At 44.3% G+C, this 22536-nt stretch carries 17 protein-coding genes; 4 read left to right on the forward strand and 13 right to left on the reverse strand.

Annotated features, from left to right (window positions below; genetic code table 11):
* Positions 1-50: 50 nt before the first annotated feature.
* The 13 genes from serC to IR173_RS00865 all read right to left on the reverse strand — a co-directional run bounded on the left by serC (position 51) and on the right by IR173_RS00865 (position 15133).
* Entirely contained in the window at positions 51-1121 is a 1071-nt protein-coding gene (gene serC, locus IR173_RS00805; RefSeq protein WP_237037803.1) for a 3-phosphoserine/phosphohydroxythreonine transaminase, read from the reverse strand.
* Between the two features lie 252 nt (positions 1122-1373).
* Positions 1374-2687: a DEAD/DEAH box helicase gene (locus IR173_RS00810; protein WP_237037804.1), complete on the reverse strand. Its 1314-nt coding sequence runs from the start codon at positions 2685-2687 to the stop codon at positions 1374-1376.
* Between the two features lie 2 nt (positions 2688-2689).
* On the reverse strand, positions 2690-3793 hold the full coding sequence (locus IR173_RS00815) for a BF3164 family lipoprotein (protein WP_237037805.1): 1104 nt from the start codon (positions 3791-3793) through the stop codon (positions 2690-2692).
* A gap of 145 nt (positions 3794-3938) precedes the next feature.
* Positions 3939-4181 carry a hypothetical protein gene (locus tag IR173_RS00820; RefSeq protein ID WP_237037806.1) on the reverse strand — a complete coding sequence of 81 codons (243 nt, stop codon included), beginning with the start codon at positions 4179-4181 and terminating at the stop codon, positions 3939-3941.
* A gap of 253 nt (positions 4182-4434) precedes the next feature.
* Complete coding sequence (gene nqrF, locus IR173_RS00825; RefSeq protein WP_237037807.1) at positions 4435-5709, reverse strand: NADH:ubiquinone reductase (Na(+)-transporting) subunit F; 1275 nt, start codon at positions 5707-5709, stop codon at positions 4435-4437.
* Positions 5710-5727: 18 nt separating this feature from the next.
* Complete coding sequence (gene nqrE, locus IR173_RS00830) at positions 5728-6324, reverse strand: NADH:ubiquinone reductase (Na(+)-transporting) subunit E (RefSeq protein ID WP_237037808.1); 597 nt, start codon at positions 6322-6324, stop codon at positions 5728-5730.
* A 24-nt stretch (positions 6325-6348) separates the two neighbouring features.
* Complete coding sequence (locus tag IR173_RS00835) at positions 6349-6987, reverse strand: NADH:ubiquinone reductase (Na(+)-transporting) subunit D (protein ID WP_237037809.1); 639 nt, start codon at positions 6985-6987, stop codon at positions 6349-6351.
* Positions 6988-7005: 18 nt separating this feature from the next.
* The gene (locus IR173_RS00840; protein WP_237037810.1) at positions 7006-7680 is read right to left on the reverse strand and encodes a Na(+)-translocating NADH-quinone reductase subunit C; all 675 of its coding nucleotides are present in this window, start codon (positions 7678-7680) and stop codon (positions 7006-7008) included.
* 13 nt (positions 7681-7693) lie between these two features.
* A complete protein-coding gene (locus tag IR173_RS00845) occupies positions 7694-8902 on the reverse strand; it encodes an NADH:ubiquinone reductase (Na(+)-transporting) subunit B (RefSeq protein ID WP_237037811.1) in 1209 nt (402 codons plus the stop codon).
* A gap of 28 nt (positions 8903-8930) precedes the next feature.
* Positions 8931-10280 carry a Na(+)-translocating NADH-quinone reductase subunit A gene (locus tag IR173_RS00850; RefSeq protein WP_237037812.1) on the reverse strand — a complete coding sequence of 450 codons (1350 nt, stop codon included), beginning with the start codon at positions 10278-10280 and terminating at the stop codon, positions 8931-8933.
* A gap of 598 nt (positions 10281-10878) precedes the next feature.
* On the reverse strand, positions 10879-12255 hold the full coding sequence (locus IR173_RS00855) for a C1 family peptidase (protein WP_237037813.1): 1377 nt from the start codon (positions 12253-12255) through the stop codon (positions 10879-10881).
* Positions 12256-12500: 245 nt separating this feature from the next.
* Positions 12501-13430, reverse strand: coding sequence for an Abi family protein (locus IR173_RS00860; protein WP_237037814.1), 930 nt, complete (start codon positions 13428-13430; stop codon positions 12501-12503).
* Between the two features lie 263 nt (positions 13431-13693).
* A complete protein-coding gene (locus tag IR173_RS00865; RefSeq protein ID WP_237037815.1) occupies positions 13694-15133 on the reverse strand; it encodes a Na+/H+ antiporter NhaC family protein in 1440 nt (479 codons plus the stop codon).
* A gap of 194 nt (positions 15134-15327) precedes the next feature.
* Between IR173_RS00865 and IR173_RS00870 the strand changes: the two genes are divergently transcribed.
* From IR173_RS00870 to IR173_RS00885, 4 genes are all read left to right on the forward strand, one after another.
* Positions 15328-15891 (forward strand): HdeD family acid-resistance protein, encoded by a 564-nt coding sequence (locus IR173_RS00870; protein ID WP_237037816.1) that lies wholly within the window; start codon positions 15328-15330, stop codon positions 15889-15891.
* Between the two features lie 64 nt (positions 15892-15955).
* The gene (locus IR173_RS00875; protein ID WP_237037817.1) at positions 15956-20458 is read left to right on the forward strand and encodes a translocation/assembly module TamB domain-containing protein; all 4503 of its coding nucleotides are present in this window, start codon (positions 15956-15958) and stop codon (positions 20456-20458) included.
* A gap of 14 nt (positions 20459-20472) precedes the next feature.
* The gene (locus IR173_RS00880; protein ID WP_237037818.1) at positions 20473-21504 is read left to right on the forward strand and encodes an agmatine deiminase family protein; all 1032 of its coding nucleotides are present in this window, start codon (positions 20473-20475) and stop codon (positions 21502-21504) included.
* 15 nt (positions 21505-21519) lie between these two features.
* On the forward strand, positions 21520-22407 hold the full coding sequence (locus IR173_RS00885) for a carbon-nitrogen hydrolase (RefSeq protein ID WP_237037819.1): 888 nt from the start codon (positions 21520-21522) through the stop codon (positions 22405-22407).
* The last annotated feature ends 129 nt before the right edge of the window (positions 22408-22536 follow it).

Consider the following 22536-nt stretch of genomic DNA (forward strand, 5'->3'; position numbering starts at 1 on the left):
ATTAATAAATAAGGACGTACTCACAGCACGCCCTTATTCTTATAAATCAATTAATGAAGTTTCTCGAATTCCTGCATGCAATCTATCAAAGCCTGAACACTTTCTTTCGGCATAGCATTATAACAAGATGCACGGAAACCGCCCACAGAACGGTGACCTTTAATACCTACCATACCTTTTTCGGTTGCAAACTTCAGGAAGTCTGCTTCCAAATCCTTGTATTCGTCGTTCATAACAAAGCAAATGTTCATGTAAGAGCGGTCTGCCTTATCCGTCACTGTACCACGGAACAACTTGTTACGGTCAATTTCCGCATAGAGCATTTCTGCTTTCTCTTTGGCGCGTTTCTGCATTTCCGCCACTCCACCGTTAGCCTTAATCCAGCGCAAAGTCTGCAATGCTGCATAAATAGGAAGAACAGGAGGTGTATTGAACATAGAACCTCCATCCACATGAGTCTGATAGTTCAGCATGGTAGGAATATAGCGTGACACCTTGCCCAAAGCATCATTCTTCACAATAACGAAAGTAACACCGGCAGGAGCCAGATTCTTTTGTGCACCACCGTAAATACAAATATATTTAGAAACATCAATCGGACGAGAGAAAATATCAGATGACATATCGGCAATCATAGGAACCGGAGAATCCAAATCTTCATGAAGCTCCGTACCATAAATTGTATTATTGGTTGTGATATGGAAGTAATCCGCATCAGCGGGAACAGTATAATCTTTCGGAATATATGTATAGGTTGCTTCGGCAGAAGAAGCCACTTCTACCACTTCACCAAACGCTTTCGCTTCCTTCATTGCTTTCTTTGCCCAAACACCGGTATTCAGATAAGCAGCTTTCTTTTCGAGGAAATTGAAAGGCACCATACAAAATTCCAAGCTGGCTCCACCACCCAAGAACAGTACCGAATACCCTTCAGGAATGTTTAACAGTTCCTTGAACAAAGCGACTGCTTCGTCCACCACAGGCTGAAAATCTTTAGCGCGATGGCTGATTTCCATTAAAGAAAGCCCGGAGCCATTAAAATCCAAAATAGCTTGAGCTGTTTTCTCTATAACCTCGCGAGGCAAGATAGATGGTCCCGCATTGAAATTATGCTTTTTCATTTGAAGTTTGTTTTGGTTATACAATTTGTTATGTCTTACATTTGCGAATTTACACATTATTTTCAGCTTTCCAAAAAAAACGCTAATAAAATTACGATTTTCCACATAATTTTCTTTCAAATTAGCTGAATCTATTTTTCAATGCTTTCATTTTGTAACCTATACCTCCACAAACAATGATTTAAAGCATATAAAAATAATCTTTTGGAATTATCCGTCCAGTATTAGAAGGAGTAAAATGACAGAATGACACTATTTAGCTTCTTCTATCAGTGTTTTCACACCCTTTATTTTCTCATTCTGTATCAAATTAAGTGTTTGTTTTATCTTTTTGCGAGATACAGCGGCAAATGAATAATGGTCTTTCACATCAATGCGCCCGATTTCATCTTTATTCAGATTACCTTTTTTAAAGAGAAACCCTACAATATCTATCTTATTGATTTTATCTTTTTTGCCTTTTCCTATATAGATAGTCACAAATTCGGGCAACGACGGTTTGGGGGTGACTTCGGGCAAGACAAACTCTTCCGGGGCTCCCTTCAGGTATTCAGGGAGCGTTTCTTCCTGATGAAGTATGATATAAGAATTTCCCTCCGCTTCCCAGCGGGCTGTTCGGCCGTTGCGATGAATGTATCCGTCTTCATTGGCCGGGAGATGATAATGAACCACATTTTCTATCTCGGGAATGTCCAGTCCGCGAGCGGCAAGATCGGTGGAAATCAAGACATGGCAACTGCCGTTACGGAATTTATACAATGAGCGTTCACGGTCGTCCTGTTCCATACCGCCATGAAAAATACCGCATTGGAACTTCTTGGATTGAAGATACTTCCCTACCCGCTCCACGCTTTCACGATGATTGCAAAACACTAATGTAGAGCGGCTGCCCAATGTGCACAGCAATTTATACAATGTTTCCAGTTTATCTTTTCCGGGAGACAGCACTTTATACAGATGCAGGCGCTGCACTGTTTGTTCTTCGGCATTCAAGAAATTCAGCTTAATCGTTTTATTCAGGCCCGTAAATTGAGGAATCTCCTCTGCATCGGTAGCCGAAAGCAAGAAACGTCGCTCCAAATGGGGCAACTGCCCGATAACGGTAGCCATTTCCTCTTGAAAGCCAAATTCCAGACATTTATCAAATTCATCAATGACTAATGTAGTTACTGTTTCCGCATCAATATTTTGCTTCGAAAGGTGGTCGTTCATACGTCCCGGAGTACCGATAATGACGGAAGGCTGTACTCCCTTGATAGTGCGGTGCTCTTCCATGGCAGGGCGTCCGCCATAGCAGCTCACAGCCTTAAAAGGGGTATTCATGGATTTGAACACCTGGTCTATCTGCAAAGCCAGTTCGCGGGAAGGGACAAGCACTATGGCCTGTACGCCTTTCACGTCAGGCTTCAAGCTCTGCAACAAGGGCAACAGATAGGCCAAAGTCTTGCCGGAGCCTGTAGGCGACAAGAGAATTAAATCTTTTCCTTCTTTCCAAGTATCTATAGCTGCCACCTGCATTGCATTAAGCTGCTCAATCTTTAAATTTGTCAGTATATTCTTAATCATAATTAATCCAATTGATAAACCACCAGCGGGTCGTCATTATAATAAGTAGACAGCACCAAACGGTTCGTTTTTTCATCAAGAACCGTATATACGCTAAAGTCATTCAACTTATACTTTTTGACAGGATTCCCATTCCAGTCGTATTTCTCAATGTACATATAATGCTTTCCTTTGTTGTTTTCTGCCGCCACTACATAAGGGGTTCTTCCCGAATATGTGATATATACATAGTCGCGAGTGGGAAGTACCTGCATATAATATGTTACATTAGCATCCAAACCATCAGTAATGTGCAGCGTTCCTTCGTCAAAACCGGATTGCTCAAAGTTGAGGGTACGCTCCGCATTACTGTCCAAGTCCATGAACTTTATAATCTTGGCATATTTATATGCATAAACCATTCGGTTACGCACCGGGTTAATGCCGAGGCAACCGGTGGCCGGCATCTTTTTTGCTTGTTTCAAGGTTATGTTCCTTATTTCTTCCGTTCTGACGGAATCGTCCTCTAAAGTAACCCGATATATTTTTCGTCCTTTAGGATAGACGAAGCTATTCTTGCCGGCAGCATAGATATGCTCAATATAGTCCCACATAGACTTTGAGTTATGTATCTTTTGTATCGGATGTATTTCCAACTTTTCGTCAAGTCCGTAAAGCATTCCTTTAGGCCGTTCGAACAAATAGCACAAATAGTCAGGATTGAGTGAAGCTATCACATAAGGTGCAATAAACTCATCCGGTCCGTTACCACTCCTTCCGACGGTTTTTATGTAAGTAAACTCAGGGTAACGGAATATATAGAACGGTGCATTCCGGCTTTGCATAATCATCAGACTGTCCTTTATCACCATATTTGGAGAAGTAGGTTTAAAAATAAACGTATCCGGTTCCACTATATGGGTTCCCTGCAGTTCCACCACTTCACCGAAAGGTTCCTTGTCTTTCAGAAAGACTTCGCCTTCTTCCAACGGAGGAAGTGCTACTATCTTTTCTTCCACAATACTGTCGGCAGCAGGTGTTTCCTGAGGTTCTGCCGCATTGTTCTTTTTTCCGCCGCAAGCTGCCAGGCTTAAACAAAGAATAGAACAGATAAATACTTGTTTCATAATATAATAGATATAGGGCTTGGAATGGGACTTACAGATTCTCCAGCCACTTCTTACCGGACTTAGTATAAAGCCATAGCAAAAAAACGACTCCAATAACACTCCCTATTATATAGGTCATAGCAAGCATATCCATAAAGACCTCCTATTTTAAAATTTTATTTCCAATCATGACAAATACTATAGTAAAAGCTACACCTCCGACAAAAACAGACCACGCTACATTATTGTTCACATTAGCCGATAAAGGTGTAATCCAACTGACAAAGAGACCTGCAAACGCCAGTTTTGCCAAATCAAAGAAAAACTTTCCGAGCGTTTCACGCCTTATTTTATCTTTTTCCTTGAATTCTCTCTTTATTTCTTGTTGTTCATTCCAATTGCCCATATTGTATTTTCCCTTCGTAAGGCAAAGATAAATATTTTATTTGTAATCACGGATATAATGCCGGATTTTATTCTTTCCCCTTCATCAGGCTCGTGATGATGATGCTCCGATGGATAAGAGTGACAGCGGAAGGATTCCGTATTGCATCCTGTAAGTGAACATTCATTATAAAAAAAATAGCAAGTCGCTATATATTAAGCAACTTGCTATCTCTTTTTAGATTATCTTTTTACTCCTTTACGGAGTCTGAACATTATCCTCCGAAATTGTCATACATGATGGAAGCAGGCTCAACACCCAGACTATCCAGCATCTTAACGACTGCGTTAGACATCGGGCCGGGACCACACATGTAGTATTCGATATCTTCAGGAGCTTCATGGTCCTTCAGGTAAGTTTCATACATCACATTGTGAACGAATCCCGGAGTATACTTCACGCCTGCTGCATCGGCTGCGGGATCCGGACGGTCCAAAGCCAGATGGAAGTGGAAGTTCGGGAAGTCTTTTTCCAACTGCTGGAAGTCCGGCAGATAGAACACTTCGTTCAGCGCACGTGCACCATAGAAATAGTGCAGTTCGCGGTCTGTAGTATGCAGTGTCTTGGTCATGTGCATAATCTGTGCACGCAACGGAGCCATACCTGCACCACCGCCGACCCAAATCATTTCCTTCTTCGAGTCGAAAATCGGATGGAAGTCTCCGTAAGGACCACTCATGATTACCTTGTCACCCGGTTTCAGCGTGAAAATGTAAGATGAAGCGATACCCGGATTTACATCCATGAAGCCGGGACCTTGATCTTTCGGCTTGAACGGAGGAGTAGCGATACGCACTGTCAGCATGATACGGTCACCCTCAGCAGGATAGTTGGCCATAGAGTAAGCACGGATAGTGTCTTCCGTATTCTTACATTTCAAGCCGAACAGACCGAATTTTTCCCACGCGGGCAGATATTCCGGACCGATAAGGTCTTTGTCGATATCCTTGTTATAGTCCATTTCAAATTTAGGAATCTTAATCTGAGCGTATGAACCCGGAACGAAGTCCATGTGTTCGCCCTTCGGCAGAGCTACGATGAACTCTTTGATGAAAGTAGCCACGTTCTTGTTGCTGATTACTTCACATTCCCATTCCTTCACACCCATTACAGACTCATCAATCTTGATGCCCAAGTCACCTTTCACTTTCACCTGGCAACCCAGACGCCAGTGGTCCTGTTGTTGTTTACGGCTGAAATGTCCCTTTTCAGAAGGAAGGATTTCGCCACCTCCTTCTACAACCTGACATTTACATTGACCGCAAGAACCCTTACCACCACAAGCCGATGACAGGTAAATGCCGTTAACAGACAGCGTGTTCAGCAAGGTCGAACCTTGTTCCACTTCCAGTTCTTTCTCTCCATTGATAGTCAGTTTCACCTTGCCGCTCGGAGTCAAATATCCTTTGGCAACAAGCAAAATCACAACAAGCAGAATAATAATTCCAAGGAATACTCCAATACTTGCTAATATTAAATTCATATCCATTGTCTTATTCCTTTCCTTTTAGATTTTCAAACCAGAGAAACACATAAATGCCATTGCCATCAAACCTACCGTGATAAAAGTGATACCCAAACCTTTCAGAGGAGCGGGAACATCAGAGTAAGCCATCTTTTCGCGAATAGCAGCCAGGCCGATGATAGCCAACGCCCAACCGATACCTGAGCCTAAAGCGTAAGTCGTAGCTTCACCCACATTGATGAAGTGACGTTGCTGCATAAACAAAGAGGCACCCATGATGGCACAGTTTACAGCAATCAACGGAAGGAAGATACCTAATGATGCATAAAGTGAGGGGCTGAAACGTTCTACAATCATTTCCACCAACTGTACGATAGCGGCAATAACGGCGATAAACAGGATAAAGCTCAAGAAACCGAGGTCTACTCCATCAATCAACGCATTGGGCGCCAATACATAGTTTTCCAGCAGATAGTTCACCGGCAAAGTTACAATCAACACGAAAGTAACGGCTGCACCCAGACCTACGGCTGTCTTTACGTTCTTCGATACTGCCAGGTAAGAACACATCCCCAGGAAGTATGCGAAAATCATATTGTCCACAAAGATGGACTTTACAAACAAACTTAAATATTCCATATTCTTTTCGTTTTATAACGGGGATTAATTATTACTTTCCTGCAATTCTTTGTGTTTTGCACGTTGGTACCAAATGATACAAGCACAGATAATCAACGCCATAGGAGGCATCAACATCAGACCGTTGTTCAAATAGCCCAAGTCATAAACAGCCTGCGGGATAACCTGGAAACCGAACAGTGTGCCTGCGCCCAGCAGTTCGCGGAAGAATGCCACGATAATCAGGATTTTGGCATAGCCCAATCCGTTACCGATACCATCCAGGAATGACTCCCAAGGACCGTTCATCATTGCAAATGCTTCCAAACGTCCCATCAGGATACAGTTTGTAATAATCAAACCTACATATACAGAAAGCTGTACACTTACATCGTATGCGAATGCTTTCAAAACTTCACTAACGATAGTTACCAATGCGGCAACCACTACCAACTGCACGATGATACGGATACGGTTAGGAATGGTGTTACGCAGCAAAGAGATAACAAAGTTTGAGAAGGCTGTAATAATGGTTACAGAAAGACCCATCACGATAGCCGGTTCCAACTGAGCCGTTACAGCCAGTGCAGAACAGATACCGAGCACCTGTACGGTTACAGGGTTGTTCAAACCCAGCGGAGTGAAAAGAACTTCTCTATTCTTTTTAGAAAATAATGCGCTCATATTCTATTTTTCCTCCTCTTATTTATTAGTTAAAAATGAATTGTACATGCTCAGGCAATCCTTAATCATCGCATCTACACCCTTAGAAGTGATAGTACCACCTGAGATACCGTCTACCTGATAGTCGGGTTTTGCCACCTTGCCGTGTTTTTCAACACCCAAAGCCACAGCACCGTTTTCCATTACGTGCTTGCCCAGGAACTGGTCCTGAAATTTAGTAGTGGTGATTTCTGCACCCAGACCCGGAGTTTCACCGGCATGTGAGAAGTAAACACCATACACAGTATCTTTATCTTGGTCTAATGCAATATATCCCCAGATAGGGCCCCAAAGTCCGGCACCGTAAATAGGAAGCACATATTTGGTCTGACCATCCACATCGCAAACAAACACATGAAGGCGTCCGTTAGCGATTTCACCTTTATAAGAAGTTTGAAAAGCAGCATCGTTCTTTACTAAAGAACCGTCGGCCTGCATCAAATCGTCTTCTTTCACATATTTATCATATTCCGCATTCACGTCTTTTACGTCATAAACGTTCAGAGCAGCCAGAATTTGTTTCTTTGTGTCCTGTTCTACATTCTGGTACTGTTTTTCCTTCAGCGAAGAAGAAACGAATGCCAGCAGGAATGCTACGACAACAACCATTATCGAAGCATAGATGATAGTATAACTATTACTATTGGTATTCATAATGTCCGATATTTTAGTTGTTAGTTGATTTTAATCTGTTTTCGCGGGCTGTAATGTTCTTCTGTACGATACAGTAGTCAATCAGCGGAGCGAAGATGTTCATCAGCAGGATGGCAAGCATCATACCTTCGGGGTAACCCGGATTCAATACACGGATAACGATAGCCATCACACCGATTAAGAAACCATAGATGAACTTACCTTTTTCCGTACGTGCAGAGGTTACAGGGTCGGTAGCCATAAACACAGCACCGAAGCAGAAACCGCCCAATACGATGTGTTCGTACCATGGCAACTGAGCCATCATGTTATCGGTAGAACCGAATACATTGAAAATCAGTCCCATCACGATACCACCGGCGAAGACTGAAAACATGGTCTTCCAACTTGCCACACCTGTCCACAACAGGATGATAGCACCCAGTGCGATAGCGATAACGCTGGTCTCGCCGATAGAACCCGGAATCAAACCTACAACCATATCCCACAGTGTAGCAGGACTGCCGTTTACATTAATCAGTTCGCTTGCACCCGGAGCGGCTGTAGCAGCCTGTCCCAGCATAGTGGCACCGGTAAAGCCGTCCACCACCTGTCCGCCGCCGATACCGAAAATGCTATTGGTGCTTACCCAAACGGCATCACCCGACATTTTGGCAGGATAAGCGAAGAACAAGAAAGCACGGGTAATCAATGCAGGATTGAAGATATTCATACCTGTACCGCCGAATACTTCTTTAGCGAAAACTACAGAAAATGCAGTGGCAACGGCCAGAATCCACAATGGACATTCCACCGGAACAATCATCGGAATCAAAAGACCTGAAACCAGGAAACCTTCCTGAATTTCTTCGTTCTTCCACTGTGCTATCATAAATTCGATACCCAGACCGACTACGTATGATACGATAATCTTTGGCAATACAGCCAAGAAACCATAAATGAATTTTTCAAAGAGACCTGCCTCCTGGCCCACTGCCAAGAAGTGCTGGTAACCTACGTTGTACATACCGAACAACAATGCCGGTATCAACGCAATAACCACAATCGACATGATACGCTTGCTGTCAATCGCATCATGGATGTGAACTCCTGTTTTCGAGGTGCTGTTGGGAACGAACAAGAATGTTTCGAAACCGTCGAACACCGAACGAAATGCGTGGAGTTTGCCGCCCTCTTCAAAGTTTGGCTTTATCTTGTCGAGATAATTTCTTAACGCTTTCATTAACTTTTTATTCTTAGTTTTTAATTACTTAGCACATTTCCTTGCGAAGCATGTCCAGACCTTGGCGCACAATACGTTGCAGCTCCAGTTTAGAAGAGTCTACAAACTCGCATACAGCAAAGTCTTCGGGAGCCACTTCGTAAATACCGAGTGCTTCCATACGGTCAATATCGCCGGCAATGATAGCCTTAATTAAATATTCGGGGAAAATACTCATCGGGAATACTTTGTCATACTCGCCAGACATAATCATGTGGCGTTCGCCGCCTTTGATACGGGCATCCAGCGTGTATTCCTTGTTGCCGCACAACCAGCTGAAATAACTGCGGTTTGCACTGAACTGGTTGGTACGAGGCATGATGAATCCCAGGAATTCATGCTGGTCATCACCTTCGGGAATTACAGTAAGACTTGTAGCACGTGCGCTCAAGTATCCGTTCGGTTTAACGAGTGTACCGGTCAGCACGTTTCCGTTAATGTAGCGTAAATTTGCACCTTCGGTTACGCGTCCTGCAAATATATCTGTCAGCAACGCTCCTACTTTCAACTTGCAGTAGGCCGGTTTCTTCACTTCCGAGCCGGTCAATGCAATGGTGCGGGTCAAGTCTACACGACCTGTATTGAACAAGCGTCCGATGAAGATAACCTCTTCTGCACGAAGCGTCCAAACGGTTTCGCCCTTGTTGATAGGGCTGATGTGGTTAATCTGAACGCCAACGTTTCCGGCAGGGTTAGGGCCGTCGAAAGCGGTTACAGTCACATTCTTTGCGTTTGTCAGTGCAGGGCTTTTCTGTTCTACGCTGATATTCAGATACGTCTTCGCCATTTTAGCCAAAGCATCGAGTCCTGTCTGGAAGTCTTTTTCCTGACCTTTCAGAACGAATTCGAAGTCGGCAGCCAACGGGTTAGTATCAAATGCAGAAACGAAGATACCTTTTGGCTTGGCATTCGGGTCAGCAACCACGACATACGGACGCTGAATGATGAATGAAAAGAGTCCGGCTTCGAGCAGGGCAGCCTTTACCTGTTCGCCTGTCATCGTCGAGACATCTTTTTTTCCAAACTCTTCGTAGTCCTGCTCCTTTGCTGCTGCAACGGAGATGCTAAGGACTTTACGGCGTTCGCCTCTCTCAATGCATGTCACGACACCGCTAACAGGAGAAACGAACTTTACTTCGGGGTGGTTCTTGTCTACAAACAATGTTCCCCCGGCCATCACATATTCCTGTTCTTTCACCACAACTTTAGGAGTCACGCCATGAAAATCATCGGGCACCAATGCATAGATGTCCGGCTGCTTCACGTCGAAAATCTCCTGAGCAGGTTTACCTTTCAGGTTGATGTTCAAGCCTTTGTGTAATTTAATCACATTTGCCATATTGGGTTATAAAAAATGGTTTTTAAATTTGAGCGCAAAAGTACAGAAAAAAAATGTGAAAAAAGAAAGAATTGGCGGTTATTATGGAAAAAAATCCGTAATAATATAAACCTGTGTAATTATTGGCGGCAAAGATGCAAAACACGAAGGCAGGCAGCATCGAAACACACGTACGTACGTGTAGCCTCATGCGTACGTACGTGTGGGCTTATGCGTATATACGTGTGAGCGCATGCATACGTACGTATCGGCCTTCACGTATATACGTGTTTCCACGTGCCTGCCCACGCTGCAAAAAAATCCCCCACCGTTTCCTTGCACAGTTTCTCCGGCGGTTTCTCTCACAGTTTCTCCGGCGGTTTCTCTCACAGTTTCTCCGGCGGTTTCTCCCGCAGAATCCTGCGCAGAATTTTCGCAGAATTCTGCTTTATATATTATATTAATTTATTATATATAATATATATTCTCCGAAGGAGATTCCCCCCGGAAGGGGGAAACCATCCGGATGGGTATACATTCGCGTTGCAAAATTTGCAACTGGAATTGCTGATTCAGCAACTGAATTTGCTGAATCGGCAACTGAATTTGCAGCTGTTTTTTATTCTTCGTTCGCAAACATCGGGTCCCATGCCGGCAGACGAATCGGTTTTTGCTTGAGAATATCCAGCACTTTGGCAGGGACATATTTCTTTTCCGCCACCACACGGAACATATATTCATCAAACCATTTATCCGTCATGATGAGATGGCCTTTGTATCCGTTGGTGCTCCCCCAACTGTTTTCCACCATCCATTTTTTCGGTTTCCCGGCTTTGTCCAAGTCCACTGCCATCAGCGTCATGGCATGGCTGCTGCCACTGGCAAATGTCTGGATACGTTGTTTCTTATCCATGCCGAAAGTCGTCCCCATCAATGACTCGTAATCATAATTGTCGGGGTCCAACAGTCCGCGTTTACTGTCCAAAAACTTACCCACATCGCAAGAGAAATACATCATCGTGCTGTCTTTGATGGAAGCGACAGCTATCTCTTTGATATCTTCTATGGGCAGATTGACATAGGTCCAGTTCTTTCCGTCATAGCGGTGGCGGTCATAGTCTATCTCGTAGCATTTGTAAAACTCACGGCTGGGGTCATTCATCAGCATCACGTAGTTGTCGGTCAGGTCATTGCCCAGAAATTCCTTGTAGAACGACAGCGGAGTATATTCTTTCGCTTCGCCTCCCTTCAAGCTCCAAGTGAATGTAGACACCGGTTCGCCGAGTGTCAGCACCAGCATGCGATAGACAGTAGCGAGCATTTCAGTTTTCTTCTTTTCCAGTTCGGCAGGCTTGGCTCCGGCAGCGGCAGCCTCACGGAGTTGTAAGCCGAATTCTTTCAGTTTCAGTCCTATCAGATTACTCATTTTCCCAGTGTTGTCACTGCTGAAAGTCTCTGTCATCACGCTCTTCGGCACAAGTCCATACTTACCTATAATATCCGATACACCAGTAAATTGTCCTCCATCGCTCAAGGGATTCTTGAAGAGCCATTCCACCATCTTGTCGCTCATCGGTTTTTCACGCGTATCAATGATTCCCTGTAAGAAAAGATTCGATTTTTCCAACTGGTCATAGAAGAAGCAGTAATTCTGCGAGAATTCCATTTCATCCAGTCCGTATTTGGCTATCATCTGACTGCGAAGTACATTCAGCCCCGTAAACAGCCAGCAACGTCCTGACGAGCGTTGATTGGTAATGCCTTTCGATAAGACTTTATGAGAGAAATGAGTGTCAAATCCTGCCTGGTTTTCCTGATTGAGCGCCAAGGTATTGATACTTGTTCCGCCTAAGGCATTGCGGATTGCCTTGTCTGCGGGAGTGGCCTGATAACTCTGTCTGATTTGATTCAGCATCTCGCTTGAAATGCCTCCTTGTTGTGCCTGCGCGGTCAATGCTGCCGCAAAAAGCAAGGCAAAAGTGATGTGTTTCTTCATATAGAACAATATGTTTTAATGTAATTCTCTGAATATAAAGTGAATATATAGAGCTTATAAGATGCAGGTAACGATTTGGCTATGGAAGTCCTGCTTCGGGTTACACTGCTTTGCATAGTCTCCAATAACTCATGTACAAAGGTAGGCAATATTGGGAATATAGCAAATATTTTCCCCAGTTTGTCAGGATTCAATCCAAGTTCGCAGGAATAAACTATTTTATAGCGTAAAAAACGCAAAGTTTGCTATTTTTCCCGCCAAATGGGAATCGATTGCCAATATTGGGGAAATCCCATATCTTTGAGTTCGAGCAAGCGGCAATCAGATTTGAGTAATTTCTTGATATTCTTTTTGAAGTCGCTTCCGGGACTAATAATGTCAAGAATATATGCAATACAAGAAAGTATGGCAAACAATTTGTTCGTGCGTATTTGTCCTATTGTAGTTCTATCCATAAATGGGTAAAGGGTATTGTACGGTAAGGTTACACTAACCATAAAACGGCGATTCCACACTCGGCTATGGTGGGCACAACAGTTGCGAAGGTTGGAAATAGCGTGTAGCCAATTTTCCAATATTGCCACTTTTTTCAACCCAAATTGTTCGGTAATGTATTCTTTATGGTTATCTAACTTTAAGGCTTGGAATAAACGGCTCAATGTAGCAAACGACACAACTTCGAGTGCCATCCAACTTGGCGGCATCAAAGGATTGTCGTATTTTGAATTGTAATGCTTGATAAAATCTTCGTTGCTACGTTTGACATCAGCATTAATATGTTCCATTAAGTCAGCATATCCGAAACGATATAAAGCTTCGTCATCGTACCAATGGCTGTTACCTGTGCTTTCGGCATAGACTTGTACAATCTTCGTGCGTACTGCAACTTCAATCTTTTCAATGGCATTGAAAACGAGAGAACGCAATCTGCGGTCGAAACAATAAAGGTCGATGATGTCTTTGAAGTGAATATCTTTACGAGTGAAGTTGTGATTGGAATCCTCACCGTTCTCTTGAAACGGATAAGTGTAAGCACGAAGTCGGTAGTAGCTGACATTAAACAAATAAGCGGTTGCTTCGCTTTCATCATCAAAAACAAGCCCCCGTTGTTTTAGCCGTGCAACTTGCTCGGCGAGGTTCAACGGCTTCTTTGTATAATCAATTTTATCAGTCAATTCTATTAGAAGCTACTATATAAAAACTCGAAGACCTCCCCGGGTGCGCTGTTCTACGGGAAGCGTGGGAGGTCATATCAATTGCAAAAGTAATACTTTTATTTGGTCCTGCAATGGCTGTGCAAAGAAAATATTTGTAGCGTTACATTTTTTCTCTAATAGACAACAACAATATACGCTTAAAAACACATGTGACGAACATAAAAATCCGTCTGAAACGGATTGAAATACATCTGTCGTTTCAATGCTGACGCAATGAGGTTTTAGCCGGCTATTTTCTTCTTTATCTTATAACCGGCAACTGCCACCGTGATGCTCATCAGCGGACTAATCAGATTGAAGAATGAATACGGAAGGTAGGTAAGTGTGGGCACACTCAGGATAGTTGCCTGAGTCATGCCACAAGTATTCCAAGGAATAAGTGGCGATGTGACTGTAACGGCATCTTCGGTGGTACGGCTCAGCAACCGGCTTTCGTACCCGTTTGCCGCATAAATATCCTTAAACATATTTCCGGTCAGAATAATGGAGATGTATTGGTCGGCAGTTGCCAAATTGAGGAACAATCCCGACGCAACGGTAGAAGATACCATTCCTACACGTCTCTTGGTGAAGCGGACAAATACAGAAGTGATACTGCCCAGCATGCCTCCTGCCGTCATAGCTCCTCCAAAGCACATGGCACAGACAATCAGCCAAATGGTGTTCATCATCCCCGACATTCCGCGGGTGGCTACCAGTTCGTTTATCTCCGCACTGCCTGTCTCCAGTTGGGTGCCGCCGAAGAGCATGCCCATGCCTCCTTTGAAAAGTGCAGTAAGTCCGGCCTGCCCCTGCCCTGCTATCTCGCGCAGCAAGTCCGGTTGGAAGATAAGTGCAAAGATGGCAGCCAATGTGGTGGAGATGAACAAAGTTATGACTGAAGGAACCTTGCGGGCAATCAGGACTCCCGTTACGATGGGGACAATCATCAGCCACCAGGAAATATTGAATTTGGAGTCGAGTGCCTGCATATATTCGGCAATATGGCCTGTGTCTGTCGCCTCATGGGACAGCCCGGCAACAGTGAAAATTATCAATGTGATGACCAATGACGGAATAGTGGTTATCATCAAATAGCGTATGTGTGTAAACAGCGGTGTGTCTGTCACGGAAGACGCCAAGATAGTGGTATCCGACAGCGGGGATACCTTGTCGCCGAAATAGGCACCCGAAATGATGGCGCCCGCTATCCAGCCTTCGCTGAAACCTTGTGCTTTGCCGATTCCCATCAGTGCAATGCCGATTGTGGCTATTGTGGTCCACGAGCTGCCGGTCATGACTGAGACAATGGCACAAATCACACAGGTAGACACGAGAAAAAAGTGGGGGTGTATCACCTGAATGCCATAGTAAATCAATGTGGGAACCACACCGCTAATCATCCATGCCCCCGACAAGGCACCGATAATCAGCAAAATAATCAGTGCCGTACTTACTCCGGCTATATTGTTTGTAATAGCCAGTTCAAAGTCTTTCCACGCCCTTCGATATCCGGCCATCCCGACCAATACGCAAACAGCCGTGGCCGTAAGGAGGCAAACCTGACTTCCGCCTGCCAATGCATCGCTGCCAAAGACACGGATGGTGGCAAACAATAATAGAATAAGCACAAATACAGGTAACAAAGAAATAAACGGAGAAGGAATTCTGTTATCTTTCATTCTTTTTTTATTCAGTTTTTATTCAAAAATGCTAATAAAGCAAACCTTTTTGCTTTCACCGTGCAAAGTTCGGAATATTTTTTGAGTTCTAAAAGTCAGGTGCAGCTATTTAAATACTTTTTTTGTATTTATGGGCAAACATTTTCGTATAGGGGGCGTTATTAGTTGAAATTATAACCTAAAACTTAACAAATATGAATGAATTAGTTGGTGGCTTGGGCTACGCCGTAAAGAACTGGTGGATGTCCCTATTGCTGGGACTGCTTTACATTGCAGTAGCATTATGCCTTTTGTTCGCTCCCGTGAGCAGTTATGTGGCACTGAGTGTCATTTTCAGTATTTCAATTCTGGTCAGCGGTATCCTCGAAATCTTCTTTGCCGTCGGCAACAAGAAGATTATCAACAGTTGGGGATGGTATCTGGCAGGCGGTATCATTGACTTGCTGATAGGTATCTACCTGGTATTCTATCCATTGGTAAGCATGGAACTGATTCCGTTTATCGTCGCATTTTGGCTCATGTTCAGAGGATTCACCCTTTGCGGTTACTCCACCGACCTGAAACGCTATGGCACCAAAGACTGGGGCTGGTATCTGGTCTTCGGCATTCTGGCCATTTTGTGTTCCATGGCTATCATTTGGCAACCGGGCCTCGGAGCTGTCACTGTGCTCTATATGCTGTCCATTACTTTCCTCATTATCGGTTGTTTCCGTGTCATTTTCTCGTTTGAGTTGAAAAGATTGCATAAAAACAAGTAAAAATCCAAGTTTATTTTGGGCTACTTCGGACGTATTTCGTACCTTTGTTAGCCCAAAATAAGCAATGATATCAAGTAAAAGTCTTAAATACACAGTCCGCATATTGCTAGGTATTCTCTTTGGGGTTTATCTGGGGATAATTGTGCTTCTGAACATTCCATACGTTCAGGGCAAACTGTCATTTATAGTGGGGAGAGAGTTGCGTAAGGTGCTCAATACGGAAGTTTCTGTGGGAAGAATCGACATGGGGCTGCTGAACCGTATCATTGTAGAAGATGTATTGCTGGAAGACCGCCAAGGCACGGAAATGCTGAAAGTGGCGCGTCTGTCCGCCAAATTTGAAATACTCCCCCTGCTGAAAGGGAAAATCACCATTACCAGCGTCCAGCTTTTCGGCTTCTCGGCCCACATGAAGCGGGAAACACCTCAGTCCCCCCCTAACTACCAATTTGTACTGGATGCCTTTGCTTCCAAAGACACGGTGAAGACACAGACGAATCTGGACTTGCGCATCAACTCTTTATTGATAAGGCGCGGACGTATCACGTATGATGTCTTGTCCGAACCCGAGACACCCGGACAGTTCAACACCAGTCACCTTGCCGTGAAGAATTTCGCAGCTACCGTTTCACTGAAAGCGCTTCGCAATGACTCGTTGAACGCCTCTATCCGTCGTCTGAGCTTTGAAGAACAATGCGGTTTCGCTCTACAGAAGTTCTCAATGAGAGTCACTGCCAACAATAAGCGACTGAATATAAAGGATTTCTCCCTCGAACTTTCGAATTCTGCTTTAAGCATTGACAGCCTTTCCATGCGTTACGACAGTTTGCCGAATCTTCCCAGACTGACAGCCAACGTGCAATATCAAGGGCGGGTCAACGCCTCTGTCGTGCTAAAAGATGTAGCCCCTTTTGTTCCGGCTTTGGCCAAATTCGAGACTCCGTTACATTTCAACATGGATTTCTCCGGCAAAGGGAAAAATATAGACTGCCCTACCCTGCGGCTGACCGACAACCACAGCCTGATGATTAACGGAGAAGCATCCGTAGCCGACTGGGATGCGGGAAGAAATATGTATATCATGGGCAAGCTGACAAACGTAAATCTGAATAAAGAAGGCATCAGCACCGTGATGAGCAATGTGGCAGGAAAAGTGCCCCCTCTGTTTCAGCAGTTGGAGTATGTACGTTTTAGCGGTGACGCCACCGGATACCTTCATGATTTGATTGTAACGGGACTTCTGCGTACAGGTGTAGGTACAGTGAAAGCCGATGTAATGATGAGCATCGACGAACAGCAAAACCGTACCTATTCGGGAAGCATCGCCAGCGCCGACCTGAATGTGGGTAAACTGCTTGACAACGAAAAGAAATTCGGTACAGCGGACTTCAACGTGGAACTGAAAGGATTCAATTACAAAAACCACTATCCCGAATCTTATATCAAAGGAACTATTTCTTCGTTCGAATACAGCCAATATAAATATGAGAATATAGCCCTGGACGGCGTGTATAAAGACGGAGGGTTCAATGGTAAGTTGGCAATGGATGATGACAACGGCTCCGTTCAGATAGACGGTAGCTTCAATGTGGCATGTGCCATTCCCGAATTCAACTTGAAGGCCGCCCTCAGAAACTTCAGGCCGAACAACCTTCATTTATCCGATAAATATAAAGATACGGACATTTCCCTGAACCTGACAGCAGACTTTACCGGAAAGTCCATCGACGATATGAACGGAAGAATCCGTTTGGACAGCTTGCTAATGAATGCTCCCGAAGGGAATAACTACTTCCTTGACAACCTTACCATTACAGCAGGACAGGTAGAAGGACAAAAGGAATTGCAAGTACTTTCCTCGTTCATGACGGCCGTCATACGCGGAGATTATTCTTATAACACAATTCCGGCCAGTATATTACAAACCGTTCAACGCTACATCCCTTCCCTGCTCACGCTGAACGAAAATATGCCGGTTCCTCACAATAACTTCAATTTCGACATCAGAGTAGACAATACGGAATTCTTTCAAAAGCTCTTTCAGATACCGTTGGAACTAGAATTCCCCGCCTCCGTCAGAGGATATTTCAACGACCGTGAAGAAAAGCTGCGCGTCGAAGGGCATTTCCCGGCTTTCAAATATAACGGCACCCATTATGACTCGGGGGTACTCATCTGCGAAAATCCGTCAGACTGGTTCAAATGTTCCCTCAGAACCGGTATGCTGATGAACAGTGGTGCAATGGTGAACCTTACCGTCGACACCCAAGCCAAAAACGACCGGCTGGAGACAACCGTCAATTGGGGAAATAACACAAACGTCACTTATGGAGGTAAATTCGCTGCAGTGACCCAATTCTATAAGACAGAAGGAAAACACCCCATCTTACAGGCTGACATCAATATCAAGCCCACAAAGGTAGTGTTGAACGATACGATTTGGAATATACATCCTTCGCATATCGCCGTAGACTCCGGACGTGTCTATATCGACAACTTTTTGTTTGAGCATAAAGACCAACATTTACGTATTGACGGCAAATTGACAAAGAGCAAGGAAGACTCCTGCCGTATCGATTTAAAGAATATCAATTTGGAATATGTACTGGATATAGTGCATTTTGACGATGTAGCATTCAACGGCCTGGTCACCGGAACGGTCAACCTGAAGGGGGTGATGAAAGAACCTGCCATGCACACCAGGCTCAATGTACATAATTTCTGCCTGAACAGCGCACTATTGGGTGAAGCCGATATCACAGGTGTATGGGATGCGGAGCTGGGCGGAGTGCGTCTTGATGCAAAGATTGCGGAAGAAGGCATCTCGGCTACCCATGTCACAGGATATGTATCTCCGAAAATGAAAGGGCTGGACTTGATGATTAAAGCGGACAGTACCAACATCGGACTCATCCAACCCTTTGTAGAAGGGATATTCAGCGATTTAACCGGACGTGTCAACGGTCATATCAGACTCTATGGAGACTTCAAGCATCTGGATTTGGAAGGAGAGGCACGTGCCAATATAGATACCAAGATTGATGTACTGAATACCTATTTCCAAATACGCAATGATTCGGTGCATATCTCCTCCGGGCAACTACTGTTTACCGACGTACACGTGTACGACCGTGAAGGAAACAGTGGAATAGTCAATGGCTATCTGCATCACACCAAACTAAAGAACCTGATGTATCATTTTAATATCAGCGGCAATAATCTGTTGATGTATGACACCCACGAAGCCGGCGATATGCCCTTCTACGGCAGAGTGTACGGTTCGGGAAGCGTCATATTGGACGGAGGAAACAACGCCATGACCGTAGATGCCTCACTGACAACAGGACGCAACACCTCTTTTACTTATATCACAGGTATCACGACAGAGGCTACCAATACCCAGTTCATCACCTTTGTGGACAAGACCCCCAAACGTATCCATGATAATGTGGAAACCAATCTGTATCATCACTCGAACGTGCAGAAAGAAAAAGAGGAAGAAGGCCCTCCCATGGATTTGCGCATCAATATGCTGATTAACGCTACTCCCAATGCTACCATGAAAATCGTGATGGACCCGGTGGCAGGAGACAATATTACAGCGACAGGCAACGGAAATCTGCAGGTGAACTACTTTAATAAAGGAGACTTTAAGATGTTCGGCAACTACATTATCGACCAGGGAATGTATAAGCTCAGCATGCAGGAAGTGATTCGCAAAGATTTTACATTGAAGTCTGGCGGCACAGTCACTTTCACGGGTGACCCCTATCAGGCCAATCTGGACCTCCAGGCAATCTATACAGTAAACTCCGCCTCATTGAGTGATTTAGGTATCGACACTTCTCTTTCACAGGGACAAAGCACCGTGAAAGTCAATTGCCTGATGAACCTGACCGGAAACTTATCCAGTCCCGATATTAAATTTGACTTGGACTTACCGACTGTCAAGGAAGAGGACCGTGATGTGGTGCGCAGCATCACCAGCACAGAAGAGCAAATGAATACACAAATCATTTATCTGTTGGGTATCGGTAAGTTCTACACCTACGATTATGCCAACAACGACCAGTCCTCCAATGCCACCAGTTCATTAGCTTTCAGCACATTATCCGGTCAGCTCAATAATATGCTCTCCCAATGGATGGACAATAAGAACTGGAATATCGGCGCCAACCTGAGCACAGGAGACAAAGGATGGACAGACGTAGAAGCTGAAGCTGTCCTTTCCGGCAGATTATTGAATAACCGACTGATTATCAACGGCAATTTTGGTTATAAGGACAATGCAATGGCAAACACCAACTTCGTGGGTGATTTTGAAGCCATTTGGCTGCTGACCAAAAACGGCGACTTCCGTTTACGAGGATACAATCAGACCAACGACCGCTATTTCACTAAATCAACCCTGACCACACAAGGTATCGGTATCATGTATAAAAAAGATTTCGATAAGTGGAATGACCTGTTCCGTTGGTTCTTGTGGAAAAGAGCCCATAAAAAAGAGGAAAAAGAAGACACCTCCTCTTCCTCCCCTGCTTCGCAAACAAAGCGAAACGACCACTAATTAAATTAAAGAATATGAAGAAAACTTATTTGCCGGCAGAATGGCACAAACAAAGCTTGATACAATTGACATGGCCCCATATAGACACTGATTGGGCCTATATGTTGGAAGAAGTAGATACTTGCTTCCTTAATATAGCTTACGAAATTTTGGAACGTCAGCCTTTGCTGGTAGTAGCCCCGGAGCCTCATCGAATCGGGGACAGAATCTATGAACACGGATGCAATGTGAAGAATCTCACCGTTTCGGCCGTGAAGACTAACGATACATGGGCACGCGACCACGCCTTTATTACCATGCTGAAAGAAAACGGAGAACCGCTCTTGTTGGATTTCTGCTTTAACGGTTGGGGAATGAAGTTTGCCGCCAATTATGATAATATGATAAACTCCAATCTATATTATCGCTGCAAGACATTGACCGGAGAATATGTCTACCAAAGAAATTTCATTTTAGAGGGAGGCTCGATAGAAAGTGATGGAAAGGGAACGCTCCTCACCACAGAGAAATGCTTGCTGTCTCCCAACCGAAACGAGAAAACAAAAGAAGAAACGGAACAATATCTGAAAGAAATATTCAACTTGAAACAGGTGTTATGGCTGAAGCACGGTTATCTGGCCGGAGACGATACAGACAGTCATATCGACACGCTGGCACGTTTCTGTCCCGACGATACCATCGTATATGTGCAATGCACAGACAAAAAAGACGAGCATTATGAAGAGCTGGCGGCAATGGAGGAAGAACTGAAAGCTTTCCGGACACCGGAGGGAAATCCCTACCGCTTACTCCCCCTCCCTATGGCCGATGCCATTTATGATATAAATGAAGAACGGCTGCCGGCAACCTATGCCAATTTCCTGATTATGAATGAAGCCGTTCTGCTTCCCACATACAATCAGCCCAAGAACGATACTCGTGCTAAAAAAGTGTTGGAAAAAGCTTTTCCCGGAAGAGAGATTGTCTGTGTGAATTGCACGGCACTGATTAAACAACATGGCTCACTTCATTGTGTCACCATGCAATATCCTGAAGGTGTATATTAATAAGATGTTTACAATATGAGAAGAACAATTAAAGTAGGACTCATTCAGCAGTGTTGTACAGGCAGCTCGGCTGAAAACATGAATAAACTGAGATGCAGTATAGAGGATGTAGCATCCAAGGGCGCAGAACTAGTGGTGTTGCAGGAATTGCACAACACGCTTTATTTCTGTCAGACAGAAGACACCTCCCTGTTTAATCTGGCAGAAACGATTCCCGGCCCTTCCACCGAATTCTACAGTGGGATTGCATCCGCCAACGGCATCGTACTAGTCACTTCTTTATTTGAGAAACGTGCTCCGGGAGTCTATCATAACACAGCCGTTGTATTTGATAAAGACGGCAGCATGGCCGGAAAGTACAGAAAAATGCATATCCCGGACGATCCTGCATATTATGAGAAATTCTATTTCACTCCGGGAGACTTGGGGTTCGAGCCTATCCAAACCTCAATAGGAAAATTGGGCGTACAAGTTTGTTGGGACCAATGGTATCCTGAAGGAGCACGTCTGATGGCTCTGAAAGGTGCTGAAATTCTAATCTATCCCACTGCCATCGGTTGGGAAAGTACAGATACCCCGGAAGAAAAGGCCCGCCAACTGGAGGCATGGGTCATTTCCCAACGAGGACATGCCATAGCCAACGGATTACCCGTAATAGCAGTCAATCGCGTAGGACATGAACCCGACCCCTCGAAACAGACAAATGGAATTCAGTTTTGGGGAAATAGCTTTGCAGCAGGCCCTCAAGGTGAAATTCTGGCACAGGCCGGCAACATGGAAGAGCAAAACATAGTAGTGGAAGTAGACATCACGCGAAGCGAAGAAGTTCGCCGTTGGTGGCCATTCTTCAGAGACCGCAGGATAGACGAATTTGACAAATTGACCAAACGATTTATTGACTAAAAGACGAATAAGTAGAAGAACGGTAGAAACGTTATCGTTATATAAATTCACATATTCGTTAAACAAATTGCGATTGAAGCTGTTTTGTTATCAGATTATCTAAAAGATATATTGATTAACAAAACAGCT

The sequence above is a fragment of the Phocaeicola faecalis genome (genome assembly GCF_021730445.1).
In the GTDB taxonomy this organism is placed as follows: domain Bacteria; phylum Bacteroidota; class Bacteroidia; order Bacteroidales; family Bacteroidaceae; genus Phocaeicola; species Phocaeicola faecalis.